We start from the raw sequence: 24260 nt of genomic DNA, 5'->3' as shown, positions 1-24260 counted from the left end.
CGAGCCTCAACCTGATGCTGGAGCGGATCGGCGAGCTGATGCGCGGCATGCGGGAGGTCTCCGACAACATCGCCCACGACCTCAAGACGCCGTTGACCCGCCTGCGCAACCGCGCCGACGAGGCCCTGCGCCGGGCCTCGACGACGGAGGAATTGCGCGCTGCGCTGGAAGCCGTGATCGACGAAGGCGACGGATTGATCCGGGTGTTCAATGCCCTTCTGATGATCGCGCGGCTCGAAGCCGGGTCTGCCCGGGAGATGCTGGGACCGCTGGATATCGGCCAGACGGTGCGGAGCGTCGGCGAACTCTACGAGGCGGTCGCCGAGGATCAGGGGCTGACGCTCGCGGTGCGCGCGCAGGACGCCCTCACCATCGCGGGCAACCGCGAGCTGATCGGGCAAGCCCTCGCCAACCTCATCGACAACGCCCTGAAATACGGGGCCGAATCCGCCGGAGCGGAGGCCAGCGTGACGCTGGAGGCATGGCGCGACGGCGAGACGATCCGCCTTGCCGTGTCCGATCATGGACCGGGCATCCCCGAAGCGGAGCGGGCCCGCGTCCTCGGTCGCTTCGTGCGCCTGGAGGATGCCCGTTCGCGACCGGGGTTCGGGCTGGGCCTCAGCCTCGTCAACGCCGTGGTGCGCCTGCATCACGGGACCCTGCGGCTCTTCGACAACGCCCCAGGGCTGCGGGTCGAGATCGGCCTTCCGGCCTCACCGCGCCCGCAGACGGAAGCCGGTGACATCCTGCCCGCACCGGCATCGGGCGACCCTGTGCCGGCGCCCCCGTCCCGCGCTAGTTAGGTCGCGACCTGTCCCGCTGCGACCGCGCCGTCTTCCCATTCGCTCGGCAGCGCGCCCGAGTTCCTGGAGGCTCCATGACCCTCAAGACCAAGACCGCCCTCGTCACCGGCTCGACCAGCGGCATCGGACTTGCCATCGCGCGCGCCCTTGCGGCCGAGGGAGCCAACGTCGTGCTCAACGGGTTCGGGGACGCGACCGCCATCGAGGAAACGCGGGCCGGGATCGAAAGCGCCTACGGGGTCAAGGTCCACTATTCGTCCGCCGACATGAGCAAGCCCGAGGCGATCAACGCCATGGTGCGCGAGGCGGAGGGCGCTTTCGGATCCGTCGACGTGCTGGTCAACAATGCCGGGATCCAGTTCGTCTCGCCGATCGAGGACTTTCCGGCCGAGAAGTGGGAGCAGATCATCGCGATCAACCTGTCCTCGGCCTTCCACACGATGCATGCGGCAATTCCCGGGATGAAGGCACGCGGCTGGGGCCGGATCATCAACACCGCTTCGGCCCATTCGCTGGTGGCCTCGCCGTTCAAGTCGGCCTACGTGGCGGCCAAGCACGGGATCGCGGGCCTGAGCAAGGCGGCGGCACTGGAACTCGCGCCCCACAAGATCACGGTGAACTGCATCTCGCCCGGTTACGTCTGGACGCCCCTGGTGGAGTCGCAGATTCCCGACACGATGAAGGCCCGCGGTCTGACCAAGGAGCAGGTGATCGAAGACGTGATGCTGAAGGCGCAGCCGACCAAGGAATTCGTCACCGTCGATCAGGTCGCCGCACTGGCGGTGTTCCTGTGCTCCGATGCGGCGAGCCAGATCACCGGCGCCAATATCAGCATGGATGGCGGCTGGACCGCGCAGTAGCGGCGTCCGCTGCTGCGTTCCGGAAGGCAGGGCCCGTCACCCGGGGGCTGACACCTTCCGTATCGACACCCTCGGTATCATGGGCGTTCCGCAGCCGTCAGATCAGCCGCGACGATCGGGCGGAGCCTGTGGGATGGCGGCCCCGCCCGGCTTCAGGTGGGGCCGCTCCTCGGTCAGCGGCGGCCGTGGACCAGCAGGGCGAGGCCGTAGCCCACCGCGCCGGCGATCAGCAGGGCGACCAGGGGATTCTCTTCCACGCGGGCGCCGACGGCGGCACGCCCGTCGCGGAGGTAGGAACCGCTCCGCTCATAGGCCTCACCCGCGATGTCGCCGGCGCGGTCATACGCGTCGCTGGCGACGTCGCCGGCCCGGTCGGCGATGTCGCGCGCCTTGTCCTTCACCTGGCCGTAGACGTTCTGCGCCTCGCCCTGGGCCTCGCGGAACCGACCCTCGACCGAGTCGCGGTTCGAGCCCGCGAAATCTCCGGCCGCGCCCTGAACCTTGCCGACGGCCTCCTTGGCGCCGCCGACGATCCGATCCGTATCCACCATGGCACTCTCCTGGACGTGAGCGCGGCGCCGCGACGCGGGCGTCGCTCGTTACGCCGTCGTCCACCGAACGCGCGAGATGGCGTTTGTGCCCCCGGCCGCCATGAAATTATGCGCGGCCAGCGTCTCCGCGGCAGACGGGACAGGTCAGAGGCCGATCAGCTCGGCGATGGCCGCGGCGCCGGCGGCGGGGGATGTCTCGCCCCGCGCCACACCCGCCTCCGCCTCGGCCGTGCGGCGCCGGACCTCCGGGGACCCGACGAGGCGCTGGTGCAGACGCTCGTCCACTAGCGCCCACATCCACTTCACGTCCTGGGTCCGGCGCTTCGCCTGGATCTCTCCGGTGGCGGTGAGCTTCTCCCGGTGGTCGACGATCTTCGCCCACAGCGCGTCGAGACGCAGATTGTGGAAGCCCGAGATCGTCACCACCGGCGGCGTCCAGGTGGCGGAGGCCGGGGTGAGGATGTGCAACGCCGCACGGTATTCCGAAGCCGCTGCATTGGCCCGCTGCTCGGCCTCGCCAACATCGGCCTTGTTGACCGCGATCATATCGGCGAGTTCGAGGATGCCCTTCTTGATGCCCTGGAGCTCGTCGCCCGCCCCGGGCAGCATCAGCACCAGGAAGAAGTCGGTCAGGTCGGCCACCGCCGTCTCCGACTGGCCAACGCCGACCGTCTCGACGAGGATCACGTCGAAGCCCGCGGCCTCGCAGAGAAGCATGGTCTCGCGGGTCTTGGCCGCCACGCCGCCGAGCGTTCCGGAGGACGGGGAGGGGCGGATGAAGGCGTTGGGATCGTGCGACAGCCGGGCCATCCGGGTCTTGTCGCCCAGGATCGAGCCGCCGGTCCTGGAAGAGGACGGATCGACCGCCAGCACCGCCACCTTGTGGCCGGCCTCGGTCAGGTTCGAGCCCAGGGCGTCGATGGTGGTCGACTTGCCGACGCCGGGCACGCCGGTGATCCCGACGCGGATCGCCCGACCGGTTTCGGGCAGAACCGAATCGATGAGATCCGCCGCCAGGGCCCGGTGATCGGCGCGCTTGGACTCGGCCAGCGTGATGGCCCGGGCCAGCGCGGCGCGGTCGCCGCGCAGCAGGCGCTCGCGAAGGCTCTGAATGTCGATGGACGGCGTCATGGTCCCTTCATGGCCGCGGCGACGGCTGCCGTCGAGGGGGAGGGCACCGGCACCGGGGGATGGGCCGGCTGTGGCCCGTCCACCACAAGCCCGGTCATGCCCGCTATTCACGCCGACCTGCCGTGATCGTGCCCCGCGATGGTCACGATCCTGGGCGACGGAGGGCACCCCGCCCGAGCGCAACCGGATCATGTCGAGCCAGATCGTCTCACGTCGCGTCCTTCTCCGGTTCGGAGCTCTCGCGGGCGCCGCGGGTCTCGCCCCGTCGCTCGGCGCCTGCGTCACCGACGATCTCGGGACCGGCGCGGCCTTGCCCGAAAAGCAATCGGCCCTCGACGTCATGCCGGTGTTGCTGGTCGCCACGACCCGCAAGCCCGTGGGCAATCCGCCCCGGCCGCCGTATTTCAGCAGCGACCGCGGCCGCGGCCTGAGCTTCGCGGAGGTGCGCCTGTCGCCGCCCGACCGCTCGCTCCTCGGCAAGGTCTCGTCCGTCATCACCGGCGACTGGACGATCGGCGCGGTGCCGAAATTCGAGACGGGATCCGGTGCCGCCACAGCCTTCTCGCAGGCGGCCCTCGGGCGGGACGTGCTGATCTACGTCCACGGCTACCGCGAATCGTTCGAATCGGCCGCGATCAGCGCGGCCAGGCTCTCGGACGGCATCCGCTTCGGCGGCGTCTCCGGCCTGTTCACGTGGCCGTCGGCGGCGGCGACCCTCGATTACAATTACGATCGCGAGAGCGCCCTCTGGTCGCGCGACGCCTTCGAGGACCTGCTCAAGGCGCTGGCCGCCTCGCCGAGCGGCGGCCGCATCAACATCGTCGCGCACTCGATGGGCACGCTCCTCACGCTCGAGACCCTGCGCTTGCTCCGCGCCGAGGCCGGCGAGGCCGCGATGGCGCGGATCGGAGCCGTGGTGCTGGCCGCACCCGACATCGATTTCGACCTGTTCTCCAACGGCGTCGCCCGCCTCGGACCCGACGTCTCGAAGATCACGGTGATCTCCTCCACCAACGACCGGGCGCTCGAACTCTCCGCCGCCCTGGCGGGGGGCGTGCGGGCGGGCGCGGCCGATCGCGCCAAGCTCGAGGCACTCGGCGTGCGCGTCGCCGACGCCTCCGATTACGGCGGCGGCCTGATCAACCACGACCTGTTTCTCTCGAATCCGGATGTGCAGGGGGTGGTCAAGCGCGCCATCGCCCGGGGCGCCGGGGTGTAGGCGCGCGGCGCTCACCCCATCCGGGTCGTCATGCTCTGCGGCGGCAGGGGTTCCTCCGGCAGGATCGGCGCGTCGCCGGAGGCGTCCAGATGGTCGATCCGGTCGGCCCAGACCCGGAAGCCCACGAGGGGATTCGGTCCGAACGTGTGGGTCAGCGGCACATCCGCGGCATCGCGACCGTAGGCGACCATGACCCGGCCGATCCGCGGGGCGTTGTTGCGCGGGTCGAACACGTGCCAGCGCCCGCCGAGATAGACCTCCATCCAGGCGGCGAAATCGCCCGCCGGGTGCGGCTCGGGCTCGCCGATGAAGCTGACATAACCGGTGCAGTACCGGGTCGGGATGTTCAGCGCGCGACAGAAGGCCACGGCCAGGTGGGTGAAGTCCCGGCAGACGCCGCGGCGACCCGCATAGGCATCCTGCGCCGTGCGGTCGCCGTGAGCGAATTCGTAGCCGAACGCGATGTGGTCGTGCACGAAATCGCAGACCGCCTGCACCCGGCTCCAGCCGGGCTCGGTATGGCCGAACAAGCGCCACGCCTCGTCGGCCAGCAGATCCGATTCGCAGTACCGGCTGGGCAGCAGGAACACGATGGTTTCGGCCGGCAGGTCCTCGATCGCGTGCTGCTTGGCCTCCGGGTGCACCGGGTCCGGGCGCCCGTCATCGTCGATCACTGCGTCCGTGCCGATCGTGAAGCTCCCGGCCGGCGCGCTCAGCCGCGCGCACAGGTTGCCGAAACCGTCGCGATAGAGGTCGACCGGCACGGGCGGCTCGGTGCGCAGCGTGTCGGGGGCCTCCAGGGCGCCCGCCCGGGTGGGATGCACGTTCAGCATGACCACCATCGGTACGGGATAGGGGAAGGCGTAGCGCATCTCGCAGCCGAGCCTGATCCGCATCCGCGGTGATCCTTCTTCGCGTCCGAGTTTCATCGCCACCGCTGCCCCGCAGGATCCGCGCCATGGCTTTCGGGCCGGTGGAGGCGGGATGGGCTTGGCGGCCGTCCGGTTCACCCCTACAGCATCCGCGCGCGGCGCTCATGGCTGCCGGGGGGGAGCATCCGTGATTCTTCCCGGGGCAGCGCGTCGCACCCGTGGGTCAGCCTGCTGAATGGGCGCGCCTGAGGACGGTTACGAGAAGGATGCCGGCCATGTTCACGCTCGAGATCGACGGCACCGCCGTTGCGGTGATCAACAGCGACGAGGCGTCCGCCAAGGACCTCTTCACCTGTGACGGATTCAAGGAAGACATCCGGACCATGACGACGGGCGGCAAGCCGCTCTGGAACGGCACGTCGCCGCTCAAGGTCCGGGCGGCCACCGAGGACGAGGTCGAGATCTTCGAGGACGCGCTGGCAGAGGACGACGGCGAGGGCGATTTCGTCGACGATCCCCATCATACCGAGACCGATTCGGACGACGCCGATGAGGCCGACATCGTCTTCTTGGTGGATATCGACGAGGATGAGGCCGATGCCTGAGCGCGGCTGAACCCGAGCGCCTCCCGGGTTGTTTCCGATCCGAATCGGATTCAATCCAGGGAGGTTGGCATGGCTGACAGCAGACGGATCGTCGACGCACTGGTGCGTTCCAGGAGCGGCGGTCTAGCCGCCGGCGTGGCCCTCGGAGGCTTGGCGCTGATCGGCAGCCTCGCCTACCGGGCCTTGCGCGGTGCCCCACCGCCCGAGTCGGGCGGCCCGGACTTCACCGAGATCGATGAGGACGAAGCCCGGCTGATGCTGCGGGCCATGGTGGCGGCCACGACGGCCGACGGCATGGTCGACGCGGCCGAGCGGAAGCGCCTCGATACGGCCGTCGCGGATGCGGGCCTCGATCCCGACGGGCGATCCTGGCTCGATCGGGAACTCGCGGATCCCGCCGACGTCGACGAGATCGCCGAGCGGGTCGCAAGCCCCGATGCGGCGGCGCGGATCTTCGCGGCGGCGCGGCTCGCCATCGATCCCGATACGCTCCAGGAGCGTCAATTCCTGAAGATGCTGGCCGAGGCCCTCGATCTTCCCGCCGACGCGATCGACCGGGTCGAGCGCAACATCGCGGCCTGACCGGCAACCGGACGGGCGCGGGGAACTCCCATTGCCGCCGAGCTTCATGCTAGGCTTCCGGTCGGGAACGGGTCCGGACTGGCCCTTCGCGGGAGGACGGGACATTTCATGTCGGGACTGTCAGTGCCTACGCGCGGGCGCGTCTGGCGGAGCGCCTGTGCCTTGGTCGGTGCGATGCTGATCGGCGGCGGAACCGCCCGTGCCACCGAACCGGCCGCCGGCCCCCTGACCATTGCCGAGCAGGGCAGTTTCTTCGTCGGCGGCCGTGACGTTCAGTCCGACACGCTGTCGACGCTGCCGGCCTACGCACCGTCCGGCACGATCAGCGTCGACCAGATCTATGTCCGCTATCAGGTTCCGGTGACGACCGGACGGCCGCCTCTGGTGCTGATCCACGGCTGCTGCCTCACCGGCAAGACCTGGGAGACGACGCCGGACGGACGCATGGGCTGGGACGAGTACTTCGTCCGGCGCGGCTTCCCGACCTACGTGATCGATCAGGCCTGGCGCGGTCGCTCGGCAGCGAGCCCGGCCCAGATCAACGCGGTGAAGATGGGGCGGGCCGACCCGAACGCGCTGCCGCCGGTCTTCTCGGCCGGGCGCGAGCCGGCCTGGGCGATCTTCCGGTTCGGGCCGGAATACCCGAAGGTGTTTCCCGACATGCAGTTCCCCCTGGAGGCCCAGGGCGAGTTCTGGAAGCAGATGGTCCCGGACTGGTCGGCCGCCCTCCCGGTGCCGAACCCCACTGTGCCGGCCCTGTCGGAACTGGCCAAGAAGCTCAAAGGTGCGGTGCTGATCTCCCACTCTCAATCGGGGATCTACCCGTTCCAGACCGCGTCCCTCGACCGGTCGGGCATCCGTGCCATCGTCGCCATCGAGCCGGCCGCGTGCCCGGACCCGGCGAAGGACGATCTCGCGCCCTACCGGGACCTGCCGATCCTCGTCCTCTTCGGCGATTACGTCGACGCCTCGCCCCGCTGGGCGCCGCGGCTCAAGCAGTGCCGCAGCTTCGTGGCGGCGGCGAATGCCGCGGGCGGCCGGGCGGAGCTGATCCTGCTGCCGGAGATCGGCATCCACGGCAATTCGCACATGCTGATGCAGGACAAGAACAGCCTCGATATCGCCGATTGGCTGTCGGGCTGGATCGACAAGCGGGCCCCCGGCAAGTCGTAGGGAAGCCCGGTCGGATACCCGGTCGATCCTACCCGTCGCCGCGCCTGCGGCAGCGGGCCTCAGGGGGGGCAGGAATCATCGAGGGATCCGGAAGCGCCTTCAGGCCTCCCCCGCGCTTCGGCGCCTCAGGGTGAGGGCGCGACGAGGGGCTTTTCCGACCCGTCGGAAAGTCAGGCCGGCTTCTGCTCGCTGAGGAACGTGCCCATCCGGTCCAATGCACGTCGGATGTTCTCGGCCGAGTTGGCATAGGACAGACGGATGTAGCCCTCGCCGTGGACGCCGAAATCCGGGCCGCCGATCACCGCGACGCCCGCTTCTTCCAGAAGGGCCGACGCCAGCGCCTTCGCCTTCCAGCCGGTCCGGGAGATATTCGGGAAGGCGTAGAATGCGCCCTTGGGCGCGATGCACGACACGCCCGGCAAGGCGTTCAGACCGTCCACCACGATCGTCCGGCGCCGGTCGAATTCGGCGACCATCTCGGTCACGCAGTCCTGGGGGCCGTCCAGCGCTGCGATGCCGGCCCACTGGGTCGCCGCGTTGACGCAGGAATGCGCGTTGACGGCGAGCTTGCGGGCCGCGTCGTAGAGCGGCTTCGGCCAGACCGACCAGCCGAGGCGCCAACCGGTCATCGCGTAGGTCTTGGACGCGCCGTCGAGGTAGACGAGCCGGTCGCGGATCTCGGGATACTTGAGCAGCGAGTGATGGGTCTCGCCGTCGTAGGTCATGGTGCCGTAGATCTCGTCCGACAGTACGGCGACGTCGGGGTGCTCGGCCAGGCCCTTCACCAGGGCGTCGATCTCGGCTTTCGGTGTCACGCCGCCCGTCGGGTTGGCGGGTGAGTTGACGATCAGCAGCCGGGTCTTCGGCGTGATCAGCGCCAGGGTCTCGGTTGCCGAGAAGGCGAAACCGTTCTCCTCGCGGATCGGCACGGGGACCGGCGTCGCGCCCGTGAACTCGATCATCGAGCGGTAGATCGGGAAGCCGGGGTCCGGATACAGGATCTCGGTTCCGGGCGCGCCGAACATCAGGATCGCCATGAACATGGTGACCTTGCCGCCGGGCACGATCATCACGGATTCGGGGGAGACCTCGACGCCGTGGCGGCGATGGATGTCGCGGGCCACCGCCTCGCGCAGCGGCGGAATGCCCACCGCCGGCGTGTAGCCGTGGTGGCCGTCGCGCAGGGCCTTGATGCCCGCCTCGACCACGTGAGCGGGGGTCGGCATGTCCGGCTGGCCGATACCGAGGTTGATCACGTCCCGGCCCTGCGCGGCGAGGGCTTGGGCGCGGGCCAGCACCGCGAAGGCGTTTTCCTCGCCGATACGCGAGAAGGCCGGGACCACCTGCAGCATCGCGCCCTCCGGGCGGTGGGATCTCAGTGCTTGGACCGCTCGGAGAGCTTCATCGCACCGAACGACATCGCCACCGCGATCGCGCCCAGGATCACGAAGGTCTTCACCGAGGCGTAGAACAGGTCCGGGTTGATGCCTTCGTCGGTGTAGAGCACGAGCCCGATGGCCGCGAGCGGCAGCGAGAGCAGGATGAAGAGCGGGACGAGCGGGTTCATGTGCGGCACTCGAAATCCGGCGCGCGGCTGACCGCGGCCCTGGGAAAACGACCCTGCATATCACCGTGCTGCGAAGGTTGGGACCCCGGAATCGGCAGTTTTTCGCCGGCTCGCCCGAACGCTCATGGATGTGCAATCATTTGGCGCGAGAGTATCGCCTCTCAAAGGCGGGCATGTATGCGTCGGGCATCGGTCAGTGGGAATGGGAAGGGCACGGGGGCTTCGGACCCCGCGACCTCCGGCGTCGACATGCTGGTCCTCCATATCGGGAAGCTGCTGCGCCACCCCGCCTACCGGCGTGAATCGATCGTGAGCGCCCTCCTGCTGCGCCACCTGCCGCACGATGCCGGCTACGCGTGGCACGGCGAGGCGAGCCTGCGCACCCGGCTCGTCGGCGCCGGCCTCGACGAGGCCAGCCTCGATCATCTCATCCGGAATGTGCAGGCCGAGCACCTGCGCCTGCGCCGGCCCGCCGATGCCTGATCCGGCCTAGGCCGGAACCCGGACGGTGGCCCGCAGGCCCCCCAGGGGGCTGTCGTGCAGGGTGATGTCGCCGCCATGGGCGCGGGCGATGTCCCGCGCGATCGAGAGGCCCAGCCCGGAGCCGCCGGCGTCCTGGCGGGCGTCGTCGAGCCGCAGGAACGGCTTGAACACGTCCTCGCGGCTCTCGGCCGGAATGCCCGGCCCGTCGTCGTCGATGGAGACGAAGAAGGTCCGGGCCTCAAGTCGGCCGGAGATCGCCACCGTCTCGCCGTAGCGCACGGCGTTGGCCGCGAGGTTGAACAGGCAACGCCGGAAGGCGCCCGGACGGACCGTGACCTCGGGCGTGCCGACGAGCTCCACGGCGGAGACATGGGCGCCGAGGCGCTCCACGTCGGTCCGCAGGTCCTCCAGCAGGGCGCGCATGTCCGTGGGCGTCGCGGGCTCGGCCGAGTCGCCCCGCGCGAAGGCGAGGTAGCCCTCCAGCATCCGGCTCATCTCATCCACGTCGCGGCTGAGATCCTCGATCTCGCTGGTCTGCTCGACCAGTGCCAGGGACAGGCGGAAGCGGGTGAGGATGGTGCGCAGGTCGTGGCTGACGCCGTTCAGCATCGTCGTGCGCTGCTCCATCGCCCGCTCGATCCGCCGCTTCATCTCGATGAAGGCGTGACCGGCTTGGCGCACCTCGCGGGCGCCGCGCGGCCGGAACTCGATCTCCCGGCCCTTGCCGAAGCCCTCCGCCACCGCGGCGAGGCGGAGGATGGGCTTGATCTGGTTGCGCAGGAACAGGATCGCGACCCCGAGCAGCACCAGCGAGGAGCCGATCATCCAGACGAGGAAGATGTGCGAATTCGACGCGTAGGCTTGGCTGCGCCGCGCGGTGATGCGCATCACGCCGTCGGGGATCGCCACCCGGATCTCGATCAGGTTGGAGCGGCCGACCGTGTCGATCCAGAAGGGCCGGCGGATCTGGCGCTTGATCTCGTCCGAGAGGGCCTCGTCGAGGATCGAGAAGAACGGGCGCGGGCCCGGCGGCGGGAGCTTGGCCCCCTTGAGGATGTCGAGGTCGAGGTTCAGCCGCTCCCCGGCGATGCGCGAGAGGGTCTCGGCATCCTTGTCCTGCGGGTAGCTCTCGTAGATGTCGATCAAGGCGGCCACGTCTGCGGTCACCGCCGCCGACAGGCGCTTGGTCACGAGCTGCCAGTGCCGCTCCATGAAGGTGTAGGCGATCACCGACTGGAGCAGGACGACCGGCGCGATGATGATGATCAGCGAACGGGCGTAGAGGCCTTTCGGCAGGACGTCGCCGATCGCCCGGCTGATGCGCCGCCACAGGCGGTGCGGCGCGGAGCGCGGCGGCGGATCCTTGCGCAGCCTGCGCGCCAGAGCGGGATCGGGGGCGTTCACGTCACCCGGAGCACGCGCCGCTCCCTCCCGCGAAAGCAGGGGCGGGTCGTCTGGCATGAACTCCGTTCGACGGTGGCGGACATGGTCTGAGCGGGAACGCTTGGCCGGCCTGTTATCGCATCCGCGCCGGGATCGGCCAAGGCGCGCGCACGACGGCCACAGGCCCGGTGCCCCGGGCGGTGGGCATGGTGTGCGAGTCGGAGGGCGCCTTGCACGGCGGCGCGTGGGCCATACCTGTGGGAAGCGGGGGCCACCCGCCGGCCGAAAGTCCACGAGGCCATGCTCAGCACCGATACAGACATCCTCTCCGCCGCCCAGTCCTGGCGGCGCGACGGTCGCGCCGTGGCGCTTGCCACCGTGATCGAGACCTGGGGCTCGGCGCCCCGGCCCGTGGGCAGCCACCTCGCGGTCGACGGCGACGGCAACTTCCTCGGCTCCGTCTCGGGAGGCTGCGTCGAGGGCGCGGTCATCACCGAGGCCCTCGAGGTGATCGAGGCCGGCACGCCGCGCGTCCTCGAATTCGGCGTCGCGGACGAGACGGCCTGGCGGGCCGGCCTGTCCTGCGGCGGGCGGATCCGGGTCTTCGTCGAGCGGGTCGACTGATGCGCAGCGACATCCTTGCGGCGCTGAACGACGAGCGCGCGGCCCGCCGCGCCGCGATCCTCGTCACCGACATCGCCGACGGCGCGCAGCGCCTCGTGCGCGAGTCGGACCTCGCCGTCGACCCCCTGGCCGACGTCCTGGCGAAACACCTTGCGTCCGGCAAGAGCGGCCTCGTCGAGGCTGACGGGCGGACCCTGTTCCTCACCGTGCAGGTGCCGCCGGTGCGGCTCGTGGTCGTCGGCGCCGTCCACATTTCGCAGGCCATGGCGCCGATGGCGGCCGGGCTCGACCTCGCGCTCACGGTGATCGACCCCCGCACCGCATTCGCCACGCCGGAGCGTTTCCCGGGCATCGCGCTGGTCGCCGAGTGGCCGGACGCCGCCCTCGGCACAACCGTCCCGGTGCTGGATCGCTACTGCGCCCTCGCAGCCCTGACCCACGATCCCAAGATCGACGATCCTGCGCTGAAGGCGGCCCTGGCGGCCGAGTGCTTCTACGTGGGCGCCCTCGGCTCCCGGAAGACCCACGCGGCCCGCGTCGCGCGGCTCACCGAGGCGGGGTTCACGCCCGCGCAGATCGGCCGGATCCACGCACCGATCGGGCTTCCGATCGGCGCCGTCAGTCCCGCCGAGATCGCGCTGGCCGTGCTCGCCGAGGTGGTGGCGTGCCTGCGCCGTGCGCCCCGTTCGGAGGTCGCGTGAGGTTCGGGACCGTCCCGCTCGCCGAGGCGGGCGGACTGATCAGCGCGCATACGGTCCGGCGGGCTGACATCACCCTGCGCAAGGGGGCGGTGATCGGCCCGGAGGAGGCCGCCGGTCTCGCGCGGACCGGCCTCTCGGAGATCGTGGTGGCCGCTCTGGAGCCTGGCGATGTCGGCGAGGACGAGGCGGCCGCGCGGCTCGCCGGCTGTCTTCGCGGGTCGAACCTGCGTGTCGAGTCGCCGTTCACCGGCCGCTGCAACCTGTTCGCCGAGAGGCCCGGGGTGCTGACGCTCGACCCGACCCGGATCGAGGCCGTCAACGCCGTCGACGAGGCGGTGACGGTGGCGACGCTGCCGCGCTTCCGGCCGGTGATCGAGGGCGAAATGATCGCCACCGTGAAGATCATCCCCTACGCCGTGCCGGGCGCCGTGCTGGCCCGCGCCTGTGCGGCGGCCGGAGCCGACGCGCTGGCGGTGGCGACCTATCGCCGCCGCCGTGTGGGCGTGGTCTCGACGCGGCTGCCGAGCCTCAAGGAGGCCACCATCGACAAGACGCTCCGGGTTCTGGCCGAACGTCTCGCCCCCACGGGCGCCGCGATCGTCGCCGAAGCCCGGATCCCCCACACCGACGACGCCGTGGCTGCTGCGGTGACCGATCTCATCGATAGAGCCGGGGCGGACCTTGTGGTTGTGTTCGGTGCCTCGGCCATCGCCGACCGCCGCGACGTCATCCCGGCCGGAATCGAGGCGGCCGGCGGGCATGTCGCCCACCTCGGCATGCCGGTCGATCCCGGCAACCTGCTCCTTGTCGGTGCCCGGGGCGACGTGCCGGTAGTCGGCGCCCCGGGCTGCGCGCGCTCGCCGAAGGAGAACGGATTCGACTGGATTCTGCACCGTCTGCTCGCAGATCTGGCCGTAACCCGCGCCGACATCGTCGCCCTCGGTGTCGGCGGTCTGTTGATGGAGATCGTCTCGCGTCCGCAGCCCCGCGCCGGCGGCGCGGTGACAGGGGACGCGCGCGATCCGGCGACAGACGATTGAGGCGGGAGAGGATCTCGGGGATGCCGGAGGTCGGCACGGTTCTGCTCGCCGCGGGCCTCGGCAGCCGGTTCGGCTCCGCGCCGAAGCTGCTCGCCCCCCTCGACGGCAAGCCGCTGGTGCGCCACGCCGCGGAGGCCGCCCTCGAGGCTTGTCCCCGCCCTGTGGTGGTCGTGCTGGGCGCGCACGCGGAGGCGGTCCGCGCGACGCTGGCCGGGCTGGACCTGATCCGGATCGACAATCCGGATTACCGTACCGGATTGGCATCCTCGCTGCGCGCCGGTCTCGCGGCGTTGCCACCCCGCTGCACGGGCGCCGTGATCGTGCTGGGCGACATGCCGCGGGTGACGGCCGCCCATATCGACCGTCTCGTGAGCGCCTTCACGGGGGCTGCGGCGACTCCTGCTGCCGTGGTGCCGGTGCAGGACGGGCGGCGCGGCAATCCCGTACTGCTCAACCTGCGTCGTCTCGGGGAGGAGATCGGCCGCCTCGCCGGCGACCACGGGGCCGGACCGCTGCTCAGGGGGCGGCCCGACGTGCTGGAGATCCCAGGCGATCCGGCCACCGCCCTCGACATCGACACGCCGGCCGGGCTTGCCGCCCTGAGCCGTGGTCCGGCCTGAGCCATCGGCGCCCTCGGTGTGGGACGGATCGCGCTGACGGCCGTCCGTGCCTGCGGTCGATTCGGCGGCGCGCCGCCTATCCCTGTCGCGCGGTCGTGGGTCGGGTTTCTGCGCTCGCCCCGACGGTGCGCCCGCGCCCTGCCTTGGCCTCGGCCCGGCATCGGTCGGAGCAGTAACGGACCTCGTCCCAGACGCGTGCCCACTGCTTGCGCCACGCAAACGGGCGGCCGCACTGGGCACAGACCTTCTCGGGCAGGTCGCCCTTGCGGCGCATCGGCGGCATCGTCTCTCCTCGCGTCCTATCCCGGGCGGCGCAGGTCCGGGCCCGGAGCGGCGGCACCGCGGCGGCGCGCATCCAGGAGGTGCGCCAATCCGAGCATGACCGCGAGCCCGCCGAGATTGACCGCGATCTGCAGCGGCCATGTGGCGTCGAAGGTCCGATAGAGAATGCGGCCGATGAGCGCCGCCAGGCATCCGGCTGCGAAGATCTCGAGCGAGTGCCGGCCGCAGGCATCGATCAGGCGCAGCCGCCGCCACCGGCTGAGACGCGCCACCGCGGGTATGCTGAACAGCAGGTAGGCCAGGGCCAGCATGTTGATCAGGCGCAGGGGGCCGACATGGCTCTTGTCGGGGACCCCGATCGACAGCGGCCGGAGGTCCGGCAGCCCCCATTCCGCCCAGGAGCCGCCCTGGAAGAAGGCGAAGGCGAGATAGGCCGAGGCCATGGCGACGGCCCAGCCACGCCACGGCAGCAATCCGTCCTGGGCCTGGACCCAGACGGCGAGGGCCGCTCCGAGCACGAACAGGAACTGCCACGCGAAGGGATTGAAGTACCAGCCCTCATCGACCGCCGCGGCGTTCGGCAGGTTCAGCTGATGATCGACGTTGGCGGCAATCCACAGGATCGCCGACAGCGCCAGGACGCCCCAGATCCCGCGCCGCATCCCGAGATAGATCAGCGGGAACAGTGCCAGAAGGAGAATGTAGAGCGGCAGAATATCGAGGTAATTCGGGAGCGCGTTCAGCGCGAGGCCGCGCAGCAGGCCCGGCAGCAGACCCATCTGCAGCAGGGGCGCGACGCCGAACCGCGGCGTGAGACCGGTGATGTCCATCCAGATCCGGACGATGACCAGGGTCGCCAACAGCAGCCCCGCCTGGAACAGGTAGATGCGCAGACAGCGCTGCGCGATGCGCACCAGCGCCGTCCGGACGCCGGCTCGGCGGAAGAGTCCGCCATAGGCGATCATCGAGGAATAGCCGGCGAGCAGAACGAAGATCTCGGCCGCATCCGAGAATCCGAAATTGTGCAGCGTCAGCAGGGCCGGCGCGTTGCGCGGGATGTGGTCGACGAAGATCGTCAGCAGCGCCAGCCCGCGCACCACGTCGACCCGCGCGTCACGGACGGGCTTCGTGGGCCGCGTTCCGGCTTCCGGCGCGGGGATCGTCCGCTGCTTCGTGGCAGCGGGCCGCTCAAGATCGTCGACGCGCGTCACTCAGTTCATCACCGCGGCGGTCTCCGACCGGATGTGGGATACGGCAGAGTCCGCGGTGCAACAATAGCGCGCCTGCGGTGCGCGGCTGCGCCGATCACGCGCCTGTGTTCGGCCCGGCGCAGGGATCCGTCGCCCTGATGGTCCGACGCTCCGCGGAGCGCCTCGAGCCTCTCGCATCGCGGCCGAGCCCGGTATAGAGGCGGTGGGCGATCCCGGCTTTCCTAGCCCGCGACCGGGAGGGCCAAGGCCCGGGGCGCGCTACAGGACAAGGTTCAGGGCAACAGCCATGCGCGTCCTCGTCACCGGAGCCGGAGACTATCTCGGCCGCCGCCTGCTCGAGGCGCTGCACACGGGACTTCCGCCCGGCAGCTCCATCCTCGGCCTGGATCGGGCTCCGCAACCGCCCCTCGGCGGCGTGTCGCTGAGAGCCGTCGATCCGTTCGATGCCCACGAACTCGCCGAGACGATCGCCGCCTTCGACCCCACCATCGTGTTCCACTTGGCGGCGCTGGCGTCCGTGGCCCAGTCGAGCGAGACACCGTCCTATGCCTGGCGGGCCGAGCTGCTCGGCACGCTGAACCTGGCCGAGGCGGTGGCGAAGACCCGCGCGGCCCTGGTGTTCCTCAGCTCGACCGTCGTCTACGGGGAGGCGTTCCGCGAGCAGGCACGTCCGGACGAGACCGTGACGCCGCGTCCCGACACCATCGCGGGCCGAACCAAGAACGCCTGCGAGTACATCCTGCGCGATGTCCTGGCGAATGCCGGCGTCAAGCATCTGGTGCTGCGACCATCGAACTACATCGGTGCGGGTCAGAGTGAGACGTTCGTGGTCGCCTCCTTCGCGGGGCAGATCGCCCGTATCGAGCGAGGCTTGGTGCCTCCGAGCCTGGAGGTTGGCGACCTCTCCGCCGGGCGCGATTTCGTCGACGTGGCCGATGTCACCGCGGCGTGCCTGCGCGTAATCGGACAGATCGACGATCTTCCGAATGGCGGAATCTTCAACGTGGGATCGGGGGTCGTGACGCCGGTCGCCGAGATCCTGGAGATGTTCCGCGGCATGACGGGCGCACGCTTCACCCTTCGGGTCTCGCCCGATCGAGTCCGGGCGGCGGGCGTGCGCAGCGAGGGCTGTGATTCCACGGCCTTCGCAACCGCCACCGGATGGACTCCAGCCATCCCGCTCTCGCGGAGCCTGTCCACGATTCTGTCGGAGGCCCGGGCGCAACTCGGATGAGGGCATATCGGGCGGCCGGCCGTCGATGCCGTCCCGGTCCCCGGGGTGGCACGCTCCGGCTCTGCAAGCGCTCCGGGAGCTTGCGCATCCGCCTTTCCCCCCGGGCGCAGGGGGGCACGACATCCGATCTCCCGCTCGCTCCGGCAATCTGCATCGCCGGAGCGCCGCAGAGGCTTTGAACCGAGGTCAGGGACCGCGCGACCGGCCGATGGATTCCTCCCGGCCGTGTTCAGAGCGTACCCGGGCGAGGTCCAGGGCTGGACCTCGCCCGTCAACGGCTATTCGGTTCCGGTCTCGCCGTTACGGCCCCGGAACGACGGGGCCGGTCCTCAGCGCGAGAACCGCTTGTACTTGATCTTCTTCGGCATGATCGAATCCGCTCCGAGTCGGCGCACCTTGTCGGCTTCGTATTCGGAGAAGTTGCCCTCGAACCATTCCACGTGGCTGTCGCCCTCGAAGGCGAGGATGTGCGTCGCGATGCGGTTCAGGAACCAGCGATCGTGGCTGATGATGACGGCGCAGCCGGCGTAGTCCTCCAGCGCGTCTTCGAGGGCGCGCAGGGTCTCCATGTCGAGGTCGTTGGTCGGCTCGTCGAGGAGCAGCACATTGGCGCCGCCCTTCAGGGTCCGCGCGAGGTGCACCCGGTTGCGCTCGCCGCCCGAGAGCGTGCCGACTTTCTTCTGCTGGTCGGGCCCCTTGAAGGCGAAGGCGGCGCAATAGGCACGCGAATTGATTTCGCGCTTGTTGAAATAGATGATGTCGTTGCCGCCCGAGACCTCCTGCCAGACCGTGGCGTTCGGATCGAGGGCGTCGCGGGACTGGTCGACGTAGCCGAGCTTCACCGTCTCGCCGATGTCGATCTTCCCGTTGTCAGGCTTCTCCTGGCCGGTGATCATCTTGAACAGCGTGGTCTTGCCGGCGCCGTTCGGGCCGATCACCCCGACGATGCCGCCCGGCGGCAGCTTGAACGACAGATCCTCGATCAGCAGCCGGTCGCCGAACGCCTTGCTGAGATGCTCGAACTCGATGACGTTGTTGCCGAGCCGCTCGTCGATCGGAATGACGATCTGGGCCGCGGCGTCGATCTTCTGCGCCTGCTTGGCCACCAGCTCCTCGTAGCGGGTGATGCGGGCCTTCGATTTGGACTGGCGCGCCTTCGGGGAGGCGGCGATCCACTCCTGCTCGCGGGCGATAGAGCGCTGCCGGGCCATGTCCTCACGGCCCTCCTGCTCCAGGCGCTTCTGCTTCTGGACCAGCCACGCCGAATAGTTGCCCTCGTACGGGATGCCCTTTCCGCGATCGAGCTCCAGGATCCAGCTCGTGACGTTGTCGAGGAAGTAGCGATCGTGGGTCACGATCAGGATCGCGCCGGGATACTGGCGCAGGTGGCCCTCCAGCCAGTTCACCGTCTCGGCGTCGAGGTGGTTGGTCGGCTCGTCGAGGAGGAGCAGTTCCGGCTCCCACAGGAGGAGGCGGCACAGGGCGATGCGGCGCCGCTCGCCGCCCGACAGGGTGGCCACCGGCTGCTCGTCGCTCGGGCAGCCCAGGGCCTCCATGGCCTGATCGACCTTCGAATCGAGCTCCCAGAGGCCCAGCGACTCGATCCGGTCCTGGAGCTCGGTCATCTCGTCGGCCGTCTCCTCCGAGTAGTTCATGGCGAGTTCGTTGTAGCGGTCGAGCATGGCCTGCTTCTCGGCCACGCCCTCCATCACGTTCTCGCGGACGGTCTTGTTCGGATCGAGCTGGGGCTCCTGCGGCAGATAGCCGACGCGCGCACCCTGAGCGACCCAGCCGTCACCGGTGTATTCCTTGTCGAGGCCCGCCATGATCTTGAGCAGCGTCGACTTGCCGGCGCCGTTGATGCCCAGGACGCCGATCTTGGCGTCCGGGTAGAACGACAGGTTGACGTTATCCAGGACCTTCTTGCCGCCGGTATAGGCCTTGGTCAGGCCCCGCATGTGGTAGATGAATTCGCGAGCCATCGCGGATCGTCCTCGGCGCGTTGTTCGGGACTGCGCGGATCGTGCCAGCGGCACGGGTCAGGCACGGGGCATCAGTCCCCGTCCTGGACGCGCGTCCCTAAGATATAGGAATGACCCTCTCGGAGTATCAGGCCCGCCGGGAAGCGGCAAGGACGGCCCGGCCGTCGCGGGGCGCCGATCTCTCAGGCGAACGGGTTCTTCACCGATCGCGGCGGCGCGTCCGGCGCCTCGGCCACCGCTTCGGGCAGATCGGAGGCCTCCAGGGTCTTCACGATCGCGTCCAGCGTCTTCCGGAGAAGCCGGGCCTGCTCCAGCCCGGTCCTGTCGCGGTTGATGTCGAGGGATCCGTGCAGGGCGATCCGGTCCGTGCCGTTCTCGAAGCTCAAGCTGCCGATGGTGCGCACGCCGGCATCGTCCGCGAAGGGCGTGAAGGCTTTCGGATCTTCCGTCGCGCCTCCGGAGGCGCGTTGCGTGTCCTTGGGCATGGGTCCTCTCAGAAGAACGAACGCAGCAGGTCGCGCAGGAATTTCCGCGCCGCTCGGGCCAGCTCGCGCTCCAGCCATTCCTGCCAGGTCTGCTCGTGCCGGGGCCGGCGCTCGTCCGCGCGGGCGGAGGCCTGGGGATCAGGGAGGCTCATCGCGGTCGCGCGGGCCGCTTGCGGCAGGCCGGGAAAGACGTCGATGCCGGATTCCCGGCGCAGATCGTCGATCGACAGCACGCGCCAATCCTTCGAATCGTCGTTGCGGGCGAGGTATGCTCCGGCCTCGCCGCTGGCCGGATCGTAGAGGGCCTTGAACAAGTGGGTCGGGACGAGCACGCCGCCCTTGATCTGCTGCACCGCGTCGCCGGAGAAGATCACACCGGTGACCACGAAGAGCGCACCGCGCCGGCTGGTCAGGCGCCGGGTGCCCTCCTCGATATCGGCCCAGAGCCCCCGGTTCAGGACGCGGTTCTGCGGCGTGATGTTGGCGAGGCTGAACGACTCGGCCTGGGCGCTTGCCGTCGGCATGTCGCCGGCCGGCGCGAGATGGCCCCGGTCGAACCCACTGCGGACATAATCCTCAAGGGCGGCGCGCTGGTCTTCCGGCAGGCGCGCCTCTTCGTGGAAGGCATCGTCGCGTGCCACCGCGCGGGCCGCGGCGATGCTGGCGCGGGTGAGGTGCTCGGCGGCGTAGAGGGGCGTGCGGGTCACGCCGGAATGCAGCACCGCGAAGGCCTCGAAGCATAGCGGAGTCGCCCGAACGGCGAGCTTCGGATTGGTGAGGACGGGCATCCGCCCATCGGCGAACAGCCCCGGACAGGCATCCTGGGCGCCGACCGGAACCGATCCGAGCGCGAGAACCAGGGCTGTGGCGATGAGAGCCGGCGCGCGCATCACCAGCAGACGCGGACCCGGCGCACACCCTCCGGGGTCGGGCGATCCCGCCAGGCGCAGGGCCGGCCGAGGGTGCCGTTGAACGGGCGGACATCGCGGTCCGGGCCGCCCGGGGCGACCCGGGCCGGGCACTTGCCCAGGAAGTTGCACGCGAAGTCGAGATTGCCGTCCAGCGGCCGCGCCGCGGCGTAAGCTTGACCGTAAACCGTAATCGCGAGCGCGAGCAGGATTGTGCACAGACGAGCCGGATTCAAAGGCGAACCTCTTGTGGCGTTAAGGGCACGTGATTCAAAAAAGCGACGGCCCGACATTGATCGCGCCGCCGTTCATCCGTACCTGGCACTATCATGACAGCGGCGGACGGGCGGGTTCTAGCATGAACGCGTGCTCCCGGGGTGCTGGCGTTGCGGTTGCCACGGGCCCGTGACGGAGCCGTCGCCATATTCGAACGAACGGATGCGACCATTGGCACTCTCCCCTGAGCAATCGGCGTTGCTGGACCGTGTCCCGAATCCTGCGGCGCTGCGGCGTCTTCCGGAATCGGATCTTCCGGCTGTTGCGGAGGCGGTGCGCGCCGAGATGATCGACGCGGTGTCGATCACCGGCGGCCATCTGGGCTCGGGGCTCGGCGTGGTCGAGCTGACGGTGGCGCTGCACCACGTGTTCGACACCCCCGACGACCGCATCGTCTTGGACGTCGGCCACCAGTGCTACCCGCACAAGATCCTGACGGAGCGCCGCGACCGCATCCGGACCCTGCGCCAGGGCGGGGGGCTGTCGGGCTTCACCAAGCGCAGCGAGAGCGTCTACGACCCGTTCGGCGCCGCCCATTCCTCGACCTCGATCTCGGCGGCGCTGGGCATGGCGGTCGCGCGCGACCTCGACAACGCCACCGCCAAGGTGAAGGGCCGCCCGCAGAAGCGCCGCAACGCCATCGCGGTGATCGGCGACGGCTCGATGTCGGCCGGCATGGCCTACGAGGCGCTCAACAATGCCGGCGCCCTGCACTCGCGCCTGATCGTCATCCTCAACGACAACGACATGTCGATCGCCCCGCCGGTGGGCGCCATGTCGGCCTATCTCGCGCGGCTGGCCTCGGGGGGCGCCTACCAGTCCCTGCGCGAGACCGCCAAGCAGCTCGGCAAGCTGCTGCCGAAGGCGCTCTACCAGCGCGCCGCGGCGGCCGAGGAATACGCCCGCTCGCTCGTGGTCGGCGGCGGCACGATGTTCGAGGAGATGGGCTTCCACTATGTCGGCCCGGTGGACGGGCACAATCTCGACCACCTGCTGCCGGTGCTCAAGAACGTCCGCGACGCCGAGCACGGCCCGATCCTGCTGCACGTCGTCACCCAGAAGGGCAAGGGCTACGCGCCGGCCGAGGCGAGCGCCGACCGCTACCACGGCGTGGTCAAGTTCGACGTGATCTCGGGCGTGCAGGCCAAGGCCAAGCCGAACGCGCCGGCCTACACGCGGGTGTTCGGCGAGAGCCTGATCAAGGCGGCGGATGCCGACGACAAGGTGGTGGCGATCACCGCCGCCATGCCGGGCGGCACCGGCATCGACCTGTTCGGCAAGGCGCATCCGGACAAGACCTTCGACGTGGGCATCGCCGAGCAGCACGCGGTGACGTTCGCGGGCGGGCTGGCCACCGAGGGCTACCGGCCGTTCGTGGCGATCTACTCGACGTTCCTGCAGCGGGCCTACGACCAGGTGGTGCACGACGTGGCGCTGCAGAACCTGCCGGTGCGGTTCTGCCTGGACCGGGCGGGTCTGGTGGGCGCGGACGGGGCGACGCATGCCGGCGCGTTCGACCTGGCGTATCTGTGCTGCCTGCCGAACATGACCGTGATGGCGGCCTCCGACGAGGCCGAGCTGGTGCACATGGTGGCCACCGCCCACGCGCATGATTCGGGCCCGATCGCCCTGCGCTACCCGCGCGGCGAGGGCGTGGGGGTCGAGCTGCCGGAGCGGGGCGCGGTGCTGGCGATCGGCAAGGGCCGGGTGGTGCGCCGGGACGCGGAGGCGCGGGTGGCGATCCTCAGCCTGGGCACGCGGCTGGCCGAGGCCTCGAAGGCGGCGGACACGCTGTCCGAGCAGGGCGTGGCGGTGACGGTGGCGGATGCGCGGTTCGCCAAGCCGCTGGACGAGGCGCTGATCCTGGATCTGGCGCGGGACCACGAGGTCCTGCTGACGATCGAGGAGGGCTCGCGGGGCGGGTTCGGCGCGATGGTGCTACACCTGCTGTCGGAGACGGGCGCGCTGGACGCGGGCGGGGTCCGGGTGCGGACGCTGACGCTGCCGGACACCTACCAGGACCACGACAGCCCCGAGAAGATGTACGCCGAAGCCGGCCTCGACGCCAAAGCCATCGTCAAGGCCGCCCTCGATGCCCTGCCCGAGCGGAAGGACGGCCGGTCGCGCCTGCGCCTCGCCTGAGCGGGAGGGCCTTTCGGCCCCTTGGATGACCGGGCGGGCCGCCTGTCGGGGAGGCCCGCCCAGGGATCTTGCTCCCTCGGCGCCGCCGATCCCGGCGGCGCCGGATCCCCGGAGTGACGATCCTCGTCCCCCGGATCGCCGTCTTCCGCGATGACGGGCGCGCCAGCCGATCGGTAAGTGTCGCGGCCCCGGCCGTCTTGCCGGCGCGCGCGATCCTCCGCATATCGCCGACACGGGGTGAGGGCGCGCCGCGCCTTCCGAACCATGCCGGTAAGCCTGTCGCATCGCGCCGACACGGGGACGAACGAGCGGATGACCTCCGAAAAGCTGCGCCTCGGCGTCAACATCGATCACGTCGCGACCGTCCGCAACGCCCGCGGCGGCGATTACCCGGACCCGGTGCGGGCGGCGCTGCTCGCCGTCGAGGCGGGCGCCGACGGCATCACCGCGCATCTGCGCGAGGACCGGCGCCATATCCGCGACACCGACATCGCCGCGCTGAAGCGCGGATTGTCCGTGCCGCTCAATTTCGAGATGGCGGCCACCGACGAAATGGTGGCGATCGCGCTGGCCACGCGGCCCCATGCCGCCTGCCTCGTCCCGGAGAAGCGCGAGGAGCGCACCACCGAGGGCGGGCTCGACATCGTCGGCGGCCGGGAGCACCTCGCGCCGCGCATCCGGACCCTCGCGGAAGCCGGTATCCGCGTCTCGCTGTTCGTCGAGCCGGAGCCCGCGGTGATGGACGCCGCCCATGCCCTGGGGGCGCCCGTGGTCGAGTTGCACACGGGCAGCTACTGCGAGGCCGCCCTTGAGGACGATGACGGCCGCACGGCCCACGAACTCGCCCGCCTCCGGCGCGCAGCCGAGCACGGGGCCGGCCTCGGCTTGGAGATCCATGCGGGTCACGGGCTGACCCTCGGCAGCGTCGGGCCGGTGGCGGCGCTGCCGCAGATCCGGGAGCTCAATATCGGCCATTCGCTGATCGCCGACGCGATCTTCGTGGGGCTCGACCAAGCGGTGCGCGACATGCGGGCCGCCATGGATCGGGCCCGGCTCGCATGATCGTCGGGATTGGCTCGGATCTCTGCGACATCCGTCGGATCGCCCGGACCCTGGAGCGGCACGGCGCGCGCTTCACCCACCGGGTCTTCACCGAGGGCGAGCGGGCCCGCTGCGACCGGCGGGCCGCCCGTGCCGAGGGCTACGCCCGGCGCTTCGCCGCCAAGGAGGCCTGCGCCAAGGCGCTGGGCACGGGTTTCAGCGCCGGCGTGTTCTGGCGTGACATGGAGGTGGTGAACCTGCCCTCCGGACAGCCGACCCTCCGGCTGGCGGGCGGTGCGGCCGCGCGGCTCGCGGAACTTCTGCCGGCCGGACACGCGGCGCGCCTGCATGTGAGCCTCACGGACGATCCACCGATGGCACAAGCCTTCGTGATCATTGAAGCCCTGCCGGTCTCTGTCGCCGGTTGAGGCGGCCATCGCGGATTAGCCGGCCCCGGTCGCGCGTTGCGGGGGGCTCGCGCATGG

The 24260-nt window shown here is 70.1% G+C and carries 27 protein-coding genes (1 of these 27 cut by a window edge); 15 read left to right on the top strand and 12 right to left on the bottom strand.

Annotation, left to right across the window (positions count from 1 at the left end):
* Both MCBMB27_RS14315 and MCBMB27_RS14310 read left to right on the top strand, forming a co-directional pair.
* A protein-coding gene (locus tag MCBMB27_RS14315; RefSeq protein ID WP_075380729.1) for a sensor histidine kinase crosses the window boundary here: on the top strand, positions 1 to 803 show its 3' portion. The gene continues 706 nt to the left of window position 1, outside the view; the window shows 803 of its 1509 coding nt (coding positions 707-1509); its start codon lies beyond the left edge, outside the window; it ends in the stop codon at positions 801 to 803.
* A gap of 74 nt (positions 804 to 877) precedes the next feature.
* Positions 878 to 1663: a 3-hydroxybutyrate dehydrogenase gene (locus MCBMB27_RS14310; protein ID WP_075380728.1), complete on the top strand. Its 786-nt coding sequence runs from the start codon at positions 878 to 880 to the stop codon at positions 1661 to 1663.
* A 173-nt stretch (positions 1664 to 1836) separates the two neighbouring features.
* On the opposite strand, the gene MCBMB27_RS14305 is transcribed toward MCBMB27_RS14310, so the two are convergent.
* The gene (locus tag MCBMB27_RS14305) at positions 1837 to 2214 is read right to left on the bottom strand and encodes a CsbD family protein (protein ID WP_043354576.1); all 378 of its coding nucleotides are present in this window, start codon (positions 2212 to 2214) and stop codon (positions 1837 to 1839) included.
* Positions 2215 to 2358: 144 nt separating this feature from the next.
* A complete protein-coding gene (gene meaB / locus MCBMB27_RS14300) occupies positions 2359 to 3345 on the bottom strand; it encodes a methylmalonyl Co-A mutase-associated GTPase MeaB (protein ID WP_043387707.1) in 987 nt (328 codons plus the stop codon).
* 190 nt (positions 3346 to 3535) lie between these two features.
* On the opposite strand from meaB, the gene MCBMB27_RS14295 reads away from it, so the two are divergent.
* Complete coding sequence (locus MCBMB27_RS14295) at positions 3536 to 4564, top strand: alpha/beta hydrolase (protein ID WP_043354580.1); 1029 nt, start codon at positions 3536 to 3538, stop codon at positions 4562 to 4564.
* 11 nt (positions 4565 to 4575) lie between these two features.
* Here MCBMB27_RS14295 and MCBMB27_RS14290 read toward each other — a convergent pair whose 3' ends face one another.
* On the bottom strand, positions 4576 to 5460 hold the full coding sequence (locus MCBMB27_RS14290) for a transglutaminase-like domain-containing protein (protein WP_043387706.1): 885 nt from the start codon (positions 5458 to 5460) through the stop codon (positions 4576 to 4578).
* A gap of 251 nt (positions 5461 to 5711) precedes the next feature.
* Here MCBMB27_RS14290 and MCBMB27_RS14285 point away from each other — a divergent pair, with 251 nt between their 5' ends.
* The 3 genes from MCBMB27_RS14285 to MCBMB27_RS14275 all read left to right on the top strand — a co-directional run bounded on the left by MCBMB27_RS14285 (position 5712) and on the right by MCBMB27_RS14275 (position 7796).
* The gene (locus MCBMB27_RS14285; protein ID WP_075381973.1) at positions 5712 to 6041 is read left to right on the top strand and encodes a hypothetical protein; all 330 of its coding nucleotides are present in this window, start codon (positions 5712 to 5714) and stop codon (positions 6039 to 6041) included.
* Positions 6042 to 6110: 69 nt separating this feature from the next.
* Positions 6111 to 6623, top strand: a complete 513-nt coding sequence (locus tag MCBMB27_RS14280; protein WP_075380727.1) for a tellurite resistance TerB family protein — start codon at positions 6111 to 6113, stop codon at positions 6621 to 6623.
* 162 nt (positions 6624 to 6785) lie between these two features.
* The gene (locus MCBMB27_RS14275) at positions 6786 to 7796 is read left to right on the top strand and encodes an alpha/beta hydrolase family protein (RefSeq protein ID WP_236952713.1); all 1011 of its coding nucleotides are present in this window, start codon (positions 6786 to 6788) and stop codon (positions 7794 to 7796) included.
* A gap of 170 nt (positions 7797 to 7966) precedes the next feature.
* Here the strand turns inward: MCBMB27_RS14275 and MCBMB27_RS14270 are convergent, their stop codons facing one another.
* Entirely contained in the window at positions 7967 to 9148 is a 1182-nt protein-coding gene (locus MCBMB27_RS14270) for a pyridoxal phosphate-dependent aminotransferase (RefSeq protein WP_043354409.1), read from the bottom strand.
* 23 nt (positions 9149 to 9171) lie between these two features.
* Positions 9172 to 9363: a hypothetical protein gene (locus MCBMB27_RS14265; RefSeq protein WP_043354407.1), complete on the bottom strand. Its 192-nt coding sequence runs from the start codon at positions 9361 to 9363 to the stop codon at positions 9172 to 9174.
* Between the two features lie 249 nt (positions 9364 to 9612).
* Between MCBMB27_RS14265 and MCBMB27_RS14260 the strand changes: the two genes are divergently transcribed.
* Positions 9613 to 9846, top strand: a complete 234-nt coding sequence (locus tag MCBMB27_RS14260) for a hypothetical protein (protein ID WP_236952712.1) — start codon at positions 9613 to 9615, stop codon at positions 9844 to 9846.
* A 6-nt stretch (positions 9847 to 9852) separates the two neighbouring features.
* Here the strand turns inward: MCBMB27_RS14260 and MCBMB27_RS14255 are convergent, their stop codons facing one another.
* Positions 9853 to 11250: an ATP-binding protein gene (locus MCBMB27_RS14255; protein ID WP_043354403.1), complete on the bottom strand. Its 1398-nt coding sequence runs from the start codon at positions 11248 to 11250 to the stop codon at positions 9853 to 9855.
* Between the two features lie 279 nt (positions 11251 to 11529).
* On the opposite strand from MCBMB27_RS14255, the gene MCBMB27_RS14250 reads away from it, so the two are divergent.
* The 4 genes from MCBMB27_RS14250 to MCBMB27_RS14235 are packed head-to-tail and all read left to right on the top strand — an operon-like array spanning position 11530 to position 14214.
* Positions 11530 to 11853, top strand: coding sequence for an XdhC family protein (locus MCBMB27_RS14250; RefSeq protein WP_043354401.1), 324 nt, complete (start codon positions 11530 to 11532; stop codon positions 11851 to 11853).
* Positions 11853 to 12554, top strand: coding sequence for an XdhC family protein (locus tag MCBMB27_RS14245; protein ID WP_043758821.1), 702 nt, complete (start codon positions 11853 to 11855; stop codon positions 12552 to 12554). Before MCBMB27_RS14250 ends, MCBMB27_RS14245 begins: the two co-directional genes overlap by 1 nt.
* Positions 12551 to 13594, top strand: a complete 1044-nt coding sequence (locus MCBMB27_RS14240) for a molybdopterin-binding protein (RefSeq protein WP_043758820.1) — start codon at positions 12551 to 12553, stop codon at positions 13592 to 13594. The genes MCBMB27_RS14245 and MCBMB27_RS14240 overlap by 4 nt, the downstream gene beginning before the upstream one ends.
* Positions 13595 to 13614: 20 nt before the next feature.
* Positions 13615 to 14214 (top strand): nucleotidyltransferase family protein, encoded by a 600-nt coding sequence (locus tag MCBMB27_RS14235; protein WP_075380725.1) that lies wholly within the window; start codon positions 13615 to 13617, stop codon positions 14212 to 14214.
* Positions 14215 to 14290: 76 nt separating this feature from the next.
* Here the strand turns inward: MCBMB27_RS14235 and MCBMB27_RS14230 are convergent, their stop codons facing one another.
* Together MCBMB27_RS14230 and MCBMB27_RS14225 are read right to left on the bottom strand one after the other, a co-directional pair.
* Positions 14291 to 14497: a DUF2256 domain-containing protein gene (locus MCBMB27_RS14230; RefSeq protein ID WP_170861895.1), complete on the bottom strand. Its 207-nt coding sequence runs from the start codon at positions 14495 to 14497 to the stop codon at positions 14291 to 14293.
* Positions 14498 to 14513: 16 nt separating this feature from the next.
* On the bottom strand, positions 14514 to 15707 hold the full coding sequence (locus MCBMB27_RS14225) for an OpgC family protein (protein ID WP_075380724.1): 1194 nt from the start codon (positions 15705 to 15707) through the stop codon (positions 14514 to 14516).
* 286 nt (positions 15708 to 15993) lie between these two features.
* On the opposite strand from MCBMB27_RS14225, the gene MCBMB27_RS14220 reads away from it, so the two are divergent.
* Positions 15994 to 16941 (top strand): NAD-dependent epimerase/dehydratase family protein, encoded by a 948-nt coding sequence (locus MCBMB27_RS14220; protein WP_075380723.1) that lies wholly within the window; start codon positions 15994 to 15996, stop codon positions 16939 to 16941.
* A 329-nt stretch (positions 16942 to 17270) separates the two neighbouring features.
* Here the strand turns inward: MCBMB27_RS14220 and ettA are convergent, their stop codons facing one another.
* The 4 genes from ettA to MCBMB27_RS14200 all read right to left on the bottom strand — a co-directional run bounded on the left by ettA (position 17271) and on the right by MCBMB27_RS14200 (position 20552).
* Positions 17271 to 18923 carry an energy-dependent translational throttle protein EttA gene (gene ettA / locus MCBMB27_RS14215; protein ID WP_043354390.1) on the bottom strand — a complete coding sequence of 551 codons (1653 nt, stop codon included), beginning with the start codon at positions 18921 to 18923 and terminating at the stop codon, positions 17271 to 17273.
* Positions 18924 to 19105: 182 nt separating this feature from the next.
* Positions 19106 to 19408 (bottom strand): hypothetical protein, encoded by a 303-nt coding sequence (locus MCBMB27_RS14210; RefSeq protein WP_075380722.1) that lies wholly within the window; start codon positions 19406 to 19408, stop codon positions 19106 to 19108.
* Between the two features lie 8 nt (positions 19409 to 19416).
* Complete coding sequence (locus MCBMB27_RS14205; protein WP_083683547.1) at positions 19417 to 20298, bottom strand: DNA/RNA non-specific endonuclease; 882 nt, start codon at positions 20296 to 20298, stop codon at positions 19417 to 19419.
* Positions 20298 to 20552, bottom strand: coding sequence for a hypothetical protein (locus MCBMB27_RS14200; protein ID WP_043387694.1), 255 nt, complete (start codon positions 20550 to 20552; stop codon positions 20298 to 20300). The genes MCBMB27_RS14205 and MCBMB27_RS14200 overlap by 1 nt, the downstream gene beginning before the upstream one ends.
* Positions 20553 to 20754: 202 nt before the next feature.
* Between MCBMB27_RS14200 and dxs the strand changes: the two genes are divergently transcribed.
* The 3 genes from dxs (at position 20755) to acpS (ending at position 24203) form a co-directional block, all read left to right on the top strand.
* Positions 20755 to 22734 carry a 1-deoxy-D-xylulose-5-phosphate synthase gene (dxs, locus tag MCBMB27_RS14195; RefSeq protein WP_075380721.1) on the top strand — a complete coding sequence of 660 codons (1980 nt, stop codon included), beginning with the start codon at positions 20755 to 20757 and terminating at the stop codon, positions 22732 to 22734.
* Positions 22735 to 23046: 312 nt separating this feature from the next.
* Positions 23047 to 23796 (top strand): pyridoxine 5'-phosphate synthase, encoded by a 750-nt coding sequence (locus tag MCBMB27_RS14190; protein WP_043382776.1) that lies wholly within the window; start codon positions 23047 to 23049, stop codon positions 23794 to 23796.
* Positions 23793 to 24203: a holo-ACP synthase gene (gene acpS, locus MCBMB27_RS14185; RefSeq protein WP_043758808.1), complete on the top strand. Its 411-nt coding sequence runs from the start codon at positions 23793 to 23795 to the stop codon at positions 24201 to 24203. Before MCBMB27_RS14190 ends, acpS begins: the two co-directional genes overlap by 4 nt.
* Positions 24204 to 24260 lie beyond the last annotated feature (57 nt).

Origin of the sequence: Methylobacterium phyllosphaerae (genome assembly GCF_001936175.1) — a bacterium.
GTDB lineage: Bacteria > Pseudomonadota > Alphaproteobacteria > Rhizobiales > Beijerinckiaceae > Methylobacterium > Methylobacterium fujisawaense.
Note: the sequence above shows the minus strand (reverse complement) of the source record. Positions and strands in the feature narration are given on the sequence as shown.

Coding starts and splice junctions, on each gene's coding strand:
- MCBMB27_RS14260 (WP_236952712.1), top strand. CDS start 9,613: ATGCTGGTCCTCCATATCGGGAAGCTGCTGCGCCACCCCGCCTACCGG.
- MCBMB27_RS14270 (WP_043354409.1), bottom strand. CDS start 9,148: ATGCTGCAGGTGGTCCCGGCCTTCTCGCGTATCGGCGAGGAAAACGCC.
- MCBMB27_RS14235 (WP_075380725.1), top strand. CDS start 13,615: ATGCCGGAGGTCGGCACGGTTCTGCTCGCCGCGGGCCTCGGCAGCCGG.
- MCBMB27_RS14295 (WP_043354580.1), top strand. CDS start 3,536: ATGTCGAGCCAGATCGTCTCACGTCGCGTCCTTCTCCGGTTCGGAGCT.
- dxs (WP_075380721.1), top strand. CDS start 20,755: ATGCGACCATTGGCACTCTCCCCTGAGCAATCGGCGTTGCTGGACCGT.
- MCBMB27_RS14290 (WP_043387706.1), bottom strand. CDS start 5,460: ATGCGGATCAGGCTCGGCTGCGAGATGCGCTACGCCTTCCCCTATCCC.
- MCBMB27_RS14250 (WP_043354401.1), top strand. CDS start 11,530: ATGCTCAGCACCGATACAGACATCCTCTCCGCCGCCCAGTCCTGGCGG.
- MCBMB27_RS14220 (WP_075380723.1), top strand. CDS start 15,994: ATGCGCGTCCTCGTCACCGGAGCCGGAGACTATCTCGGCCGCCGCCTG.
- MCBMB27_RS14230 (WP_170861895.1), bottom strand. CDS start 14,497: ATGCCGCCGATGCGCCGCAAGGGCGACCTGCCCGAGAAGGTCTGTGCC.
- MCBMB27_RS14245 (WP_043758821.1), top strand. CDS start 11,853: ATGCGCAGCGACATCCTTGCGGCGCTGAACGACGAGCGCGCGGCCCGC.
- MCBMB27_RS14190 (WP_043382776.1), top strand. CDS start 23,047: ATGACCTCCGAAAAGCTGCGCCTCGGCGTCAACATCGATCACGTCGCG.
- MCBMB27_RS14205 (WP_083683547.1), bottom strand. CDS start 20,298: ATGCGCGCGCCGGCTCTCATCGCCACAGCCCTGGTTCTCGCGCTCGGA.
- MCBMB27_RS14210 (WP_075380722.1), bottom strand. CDS start 19,408: ATGCCCAAGGACACGCAACGCGCCTCCGGAGGCGCGACGGAAGATCCG.
- acpS (WP_043758808.1), top strand. CDS start 23,793: ATGATCGTCGGGATTGGCTCGGATCTCTGCGACATCCGTCGGATCGCC.
- MCBMB27_RS14265 (WP_043354407.1), bottom strand. CDS start 9,363: ATGAACCCGCTCGTCCCGCTCTTCATCCTGCTCTCGCTGCCGCTCGCG.
- MCBMB27_RS14280 (WP_075380727.1), top strand. CDS start 6,111: ATGGCTGACAGCAGACGGATCGTCGACGCACTGGTGCGTTCCAGGAGC.
- MCBMB27_RS14310 (WP_075380728.1), top strand. CDS start 878: ATGACCCTCAAGACCAAGACCGCCCTCGTCACCGGCTCGACCAGCGGC.
- ettA (WP_043354390.1), bottom strand. CDS start 18,923: ATGGCTCGCGAATTCATCTACCACATGCGGGGCCTGACCAAGGCCTAT.
- MCBMB27_RS14285 (WP_075381973.1), top strand. CDS start 5,712: ATGTTCACGCTCGAGATCGACGGCACCGCCGTTGCGGTGATCAACAGC.
- MCBMB27_RS14305 (WP_043354576.1), bottom strand. CDS start 2,214: ATGGTGGATACGGATCGGATCGTCGGCGGCGCCAAGGAGGCCGTCGGC.
- meaB (WP_043387707.1), bottom strand. CDS start 3,345: ATGACGCCGTCCATCGACATTCAGAGCCTTCGCGAGCGCCTGCTGCGC.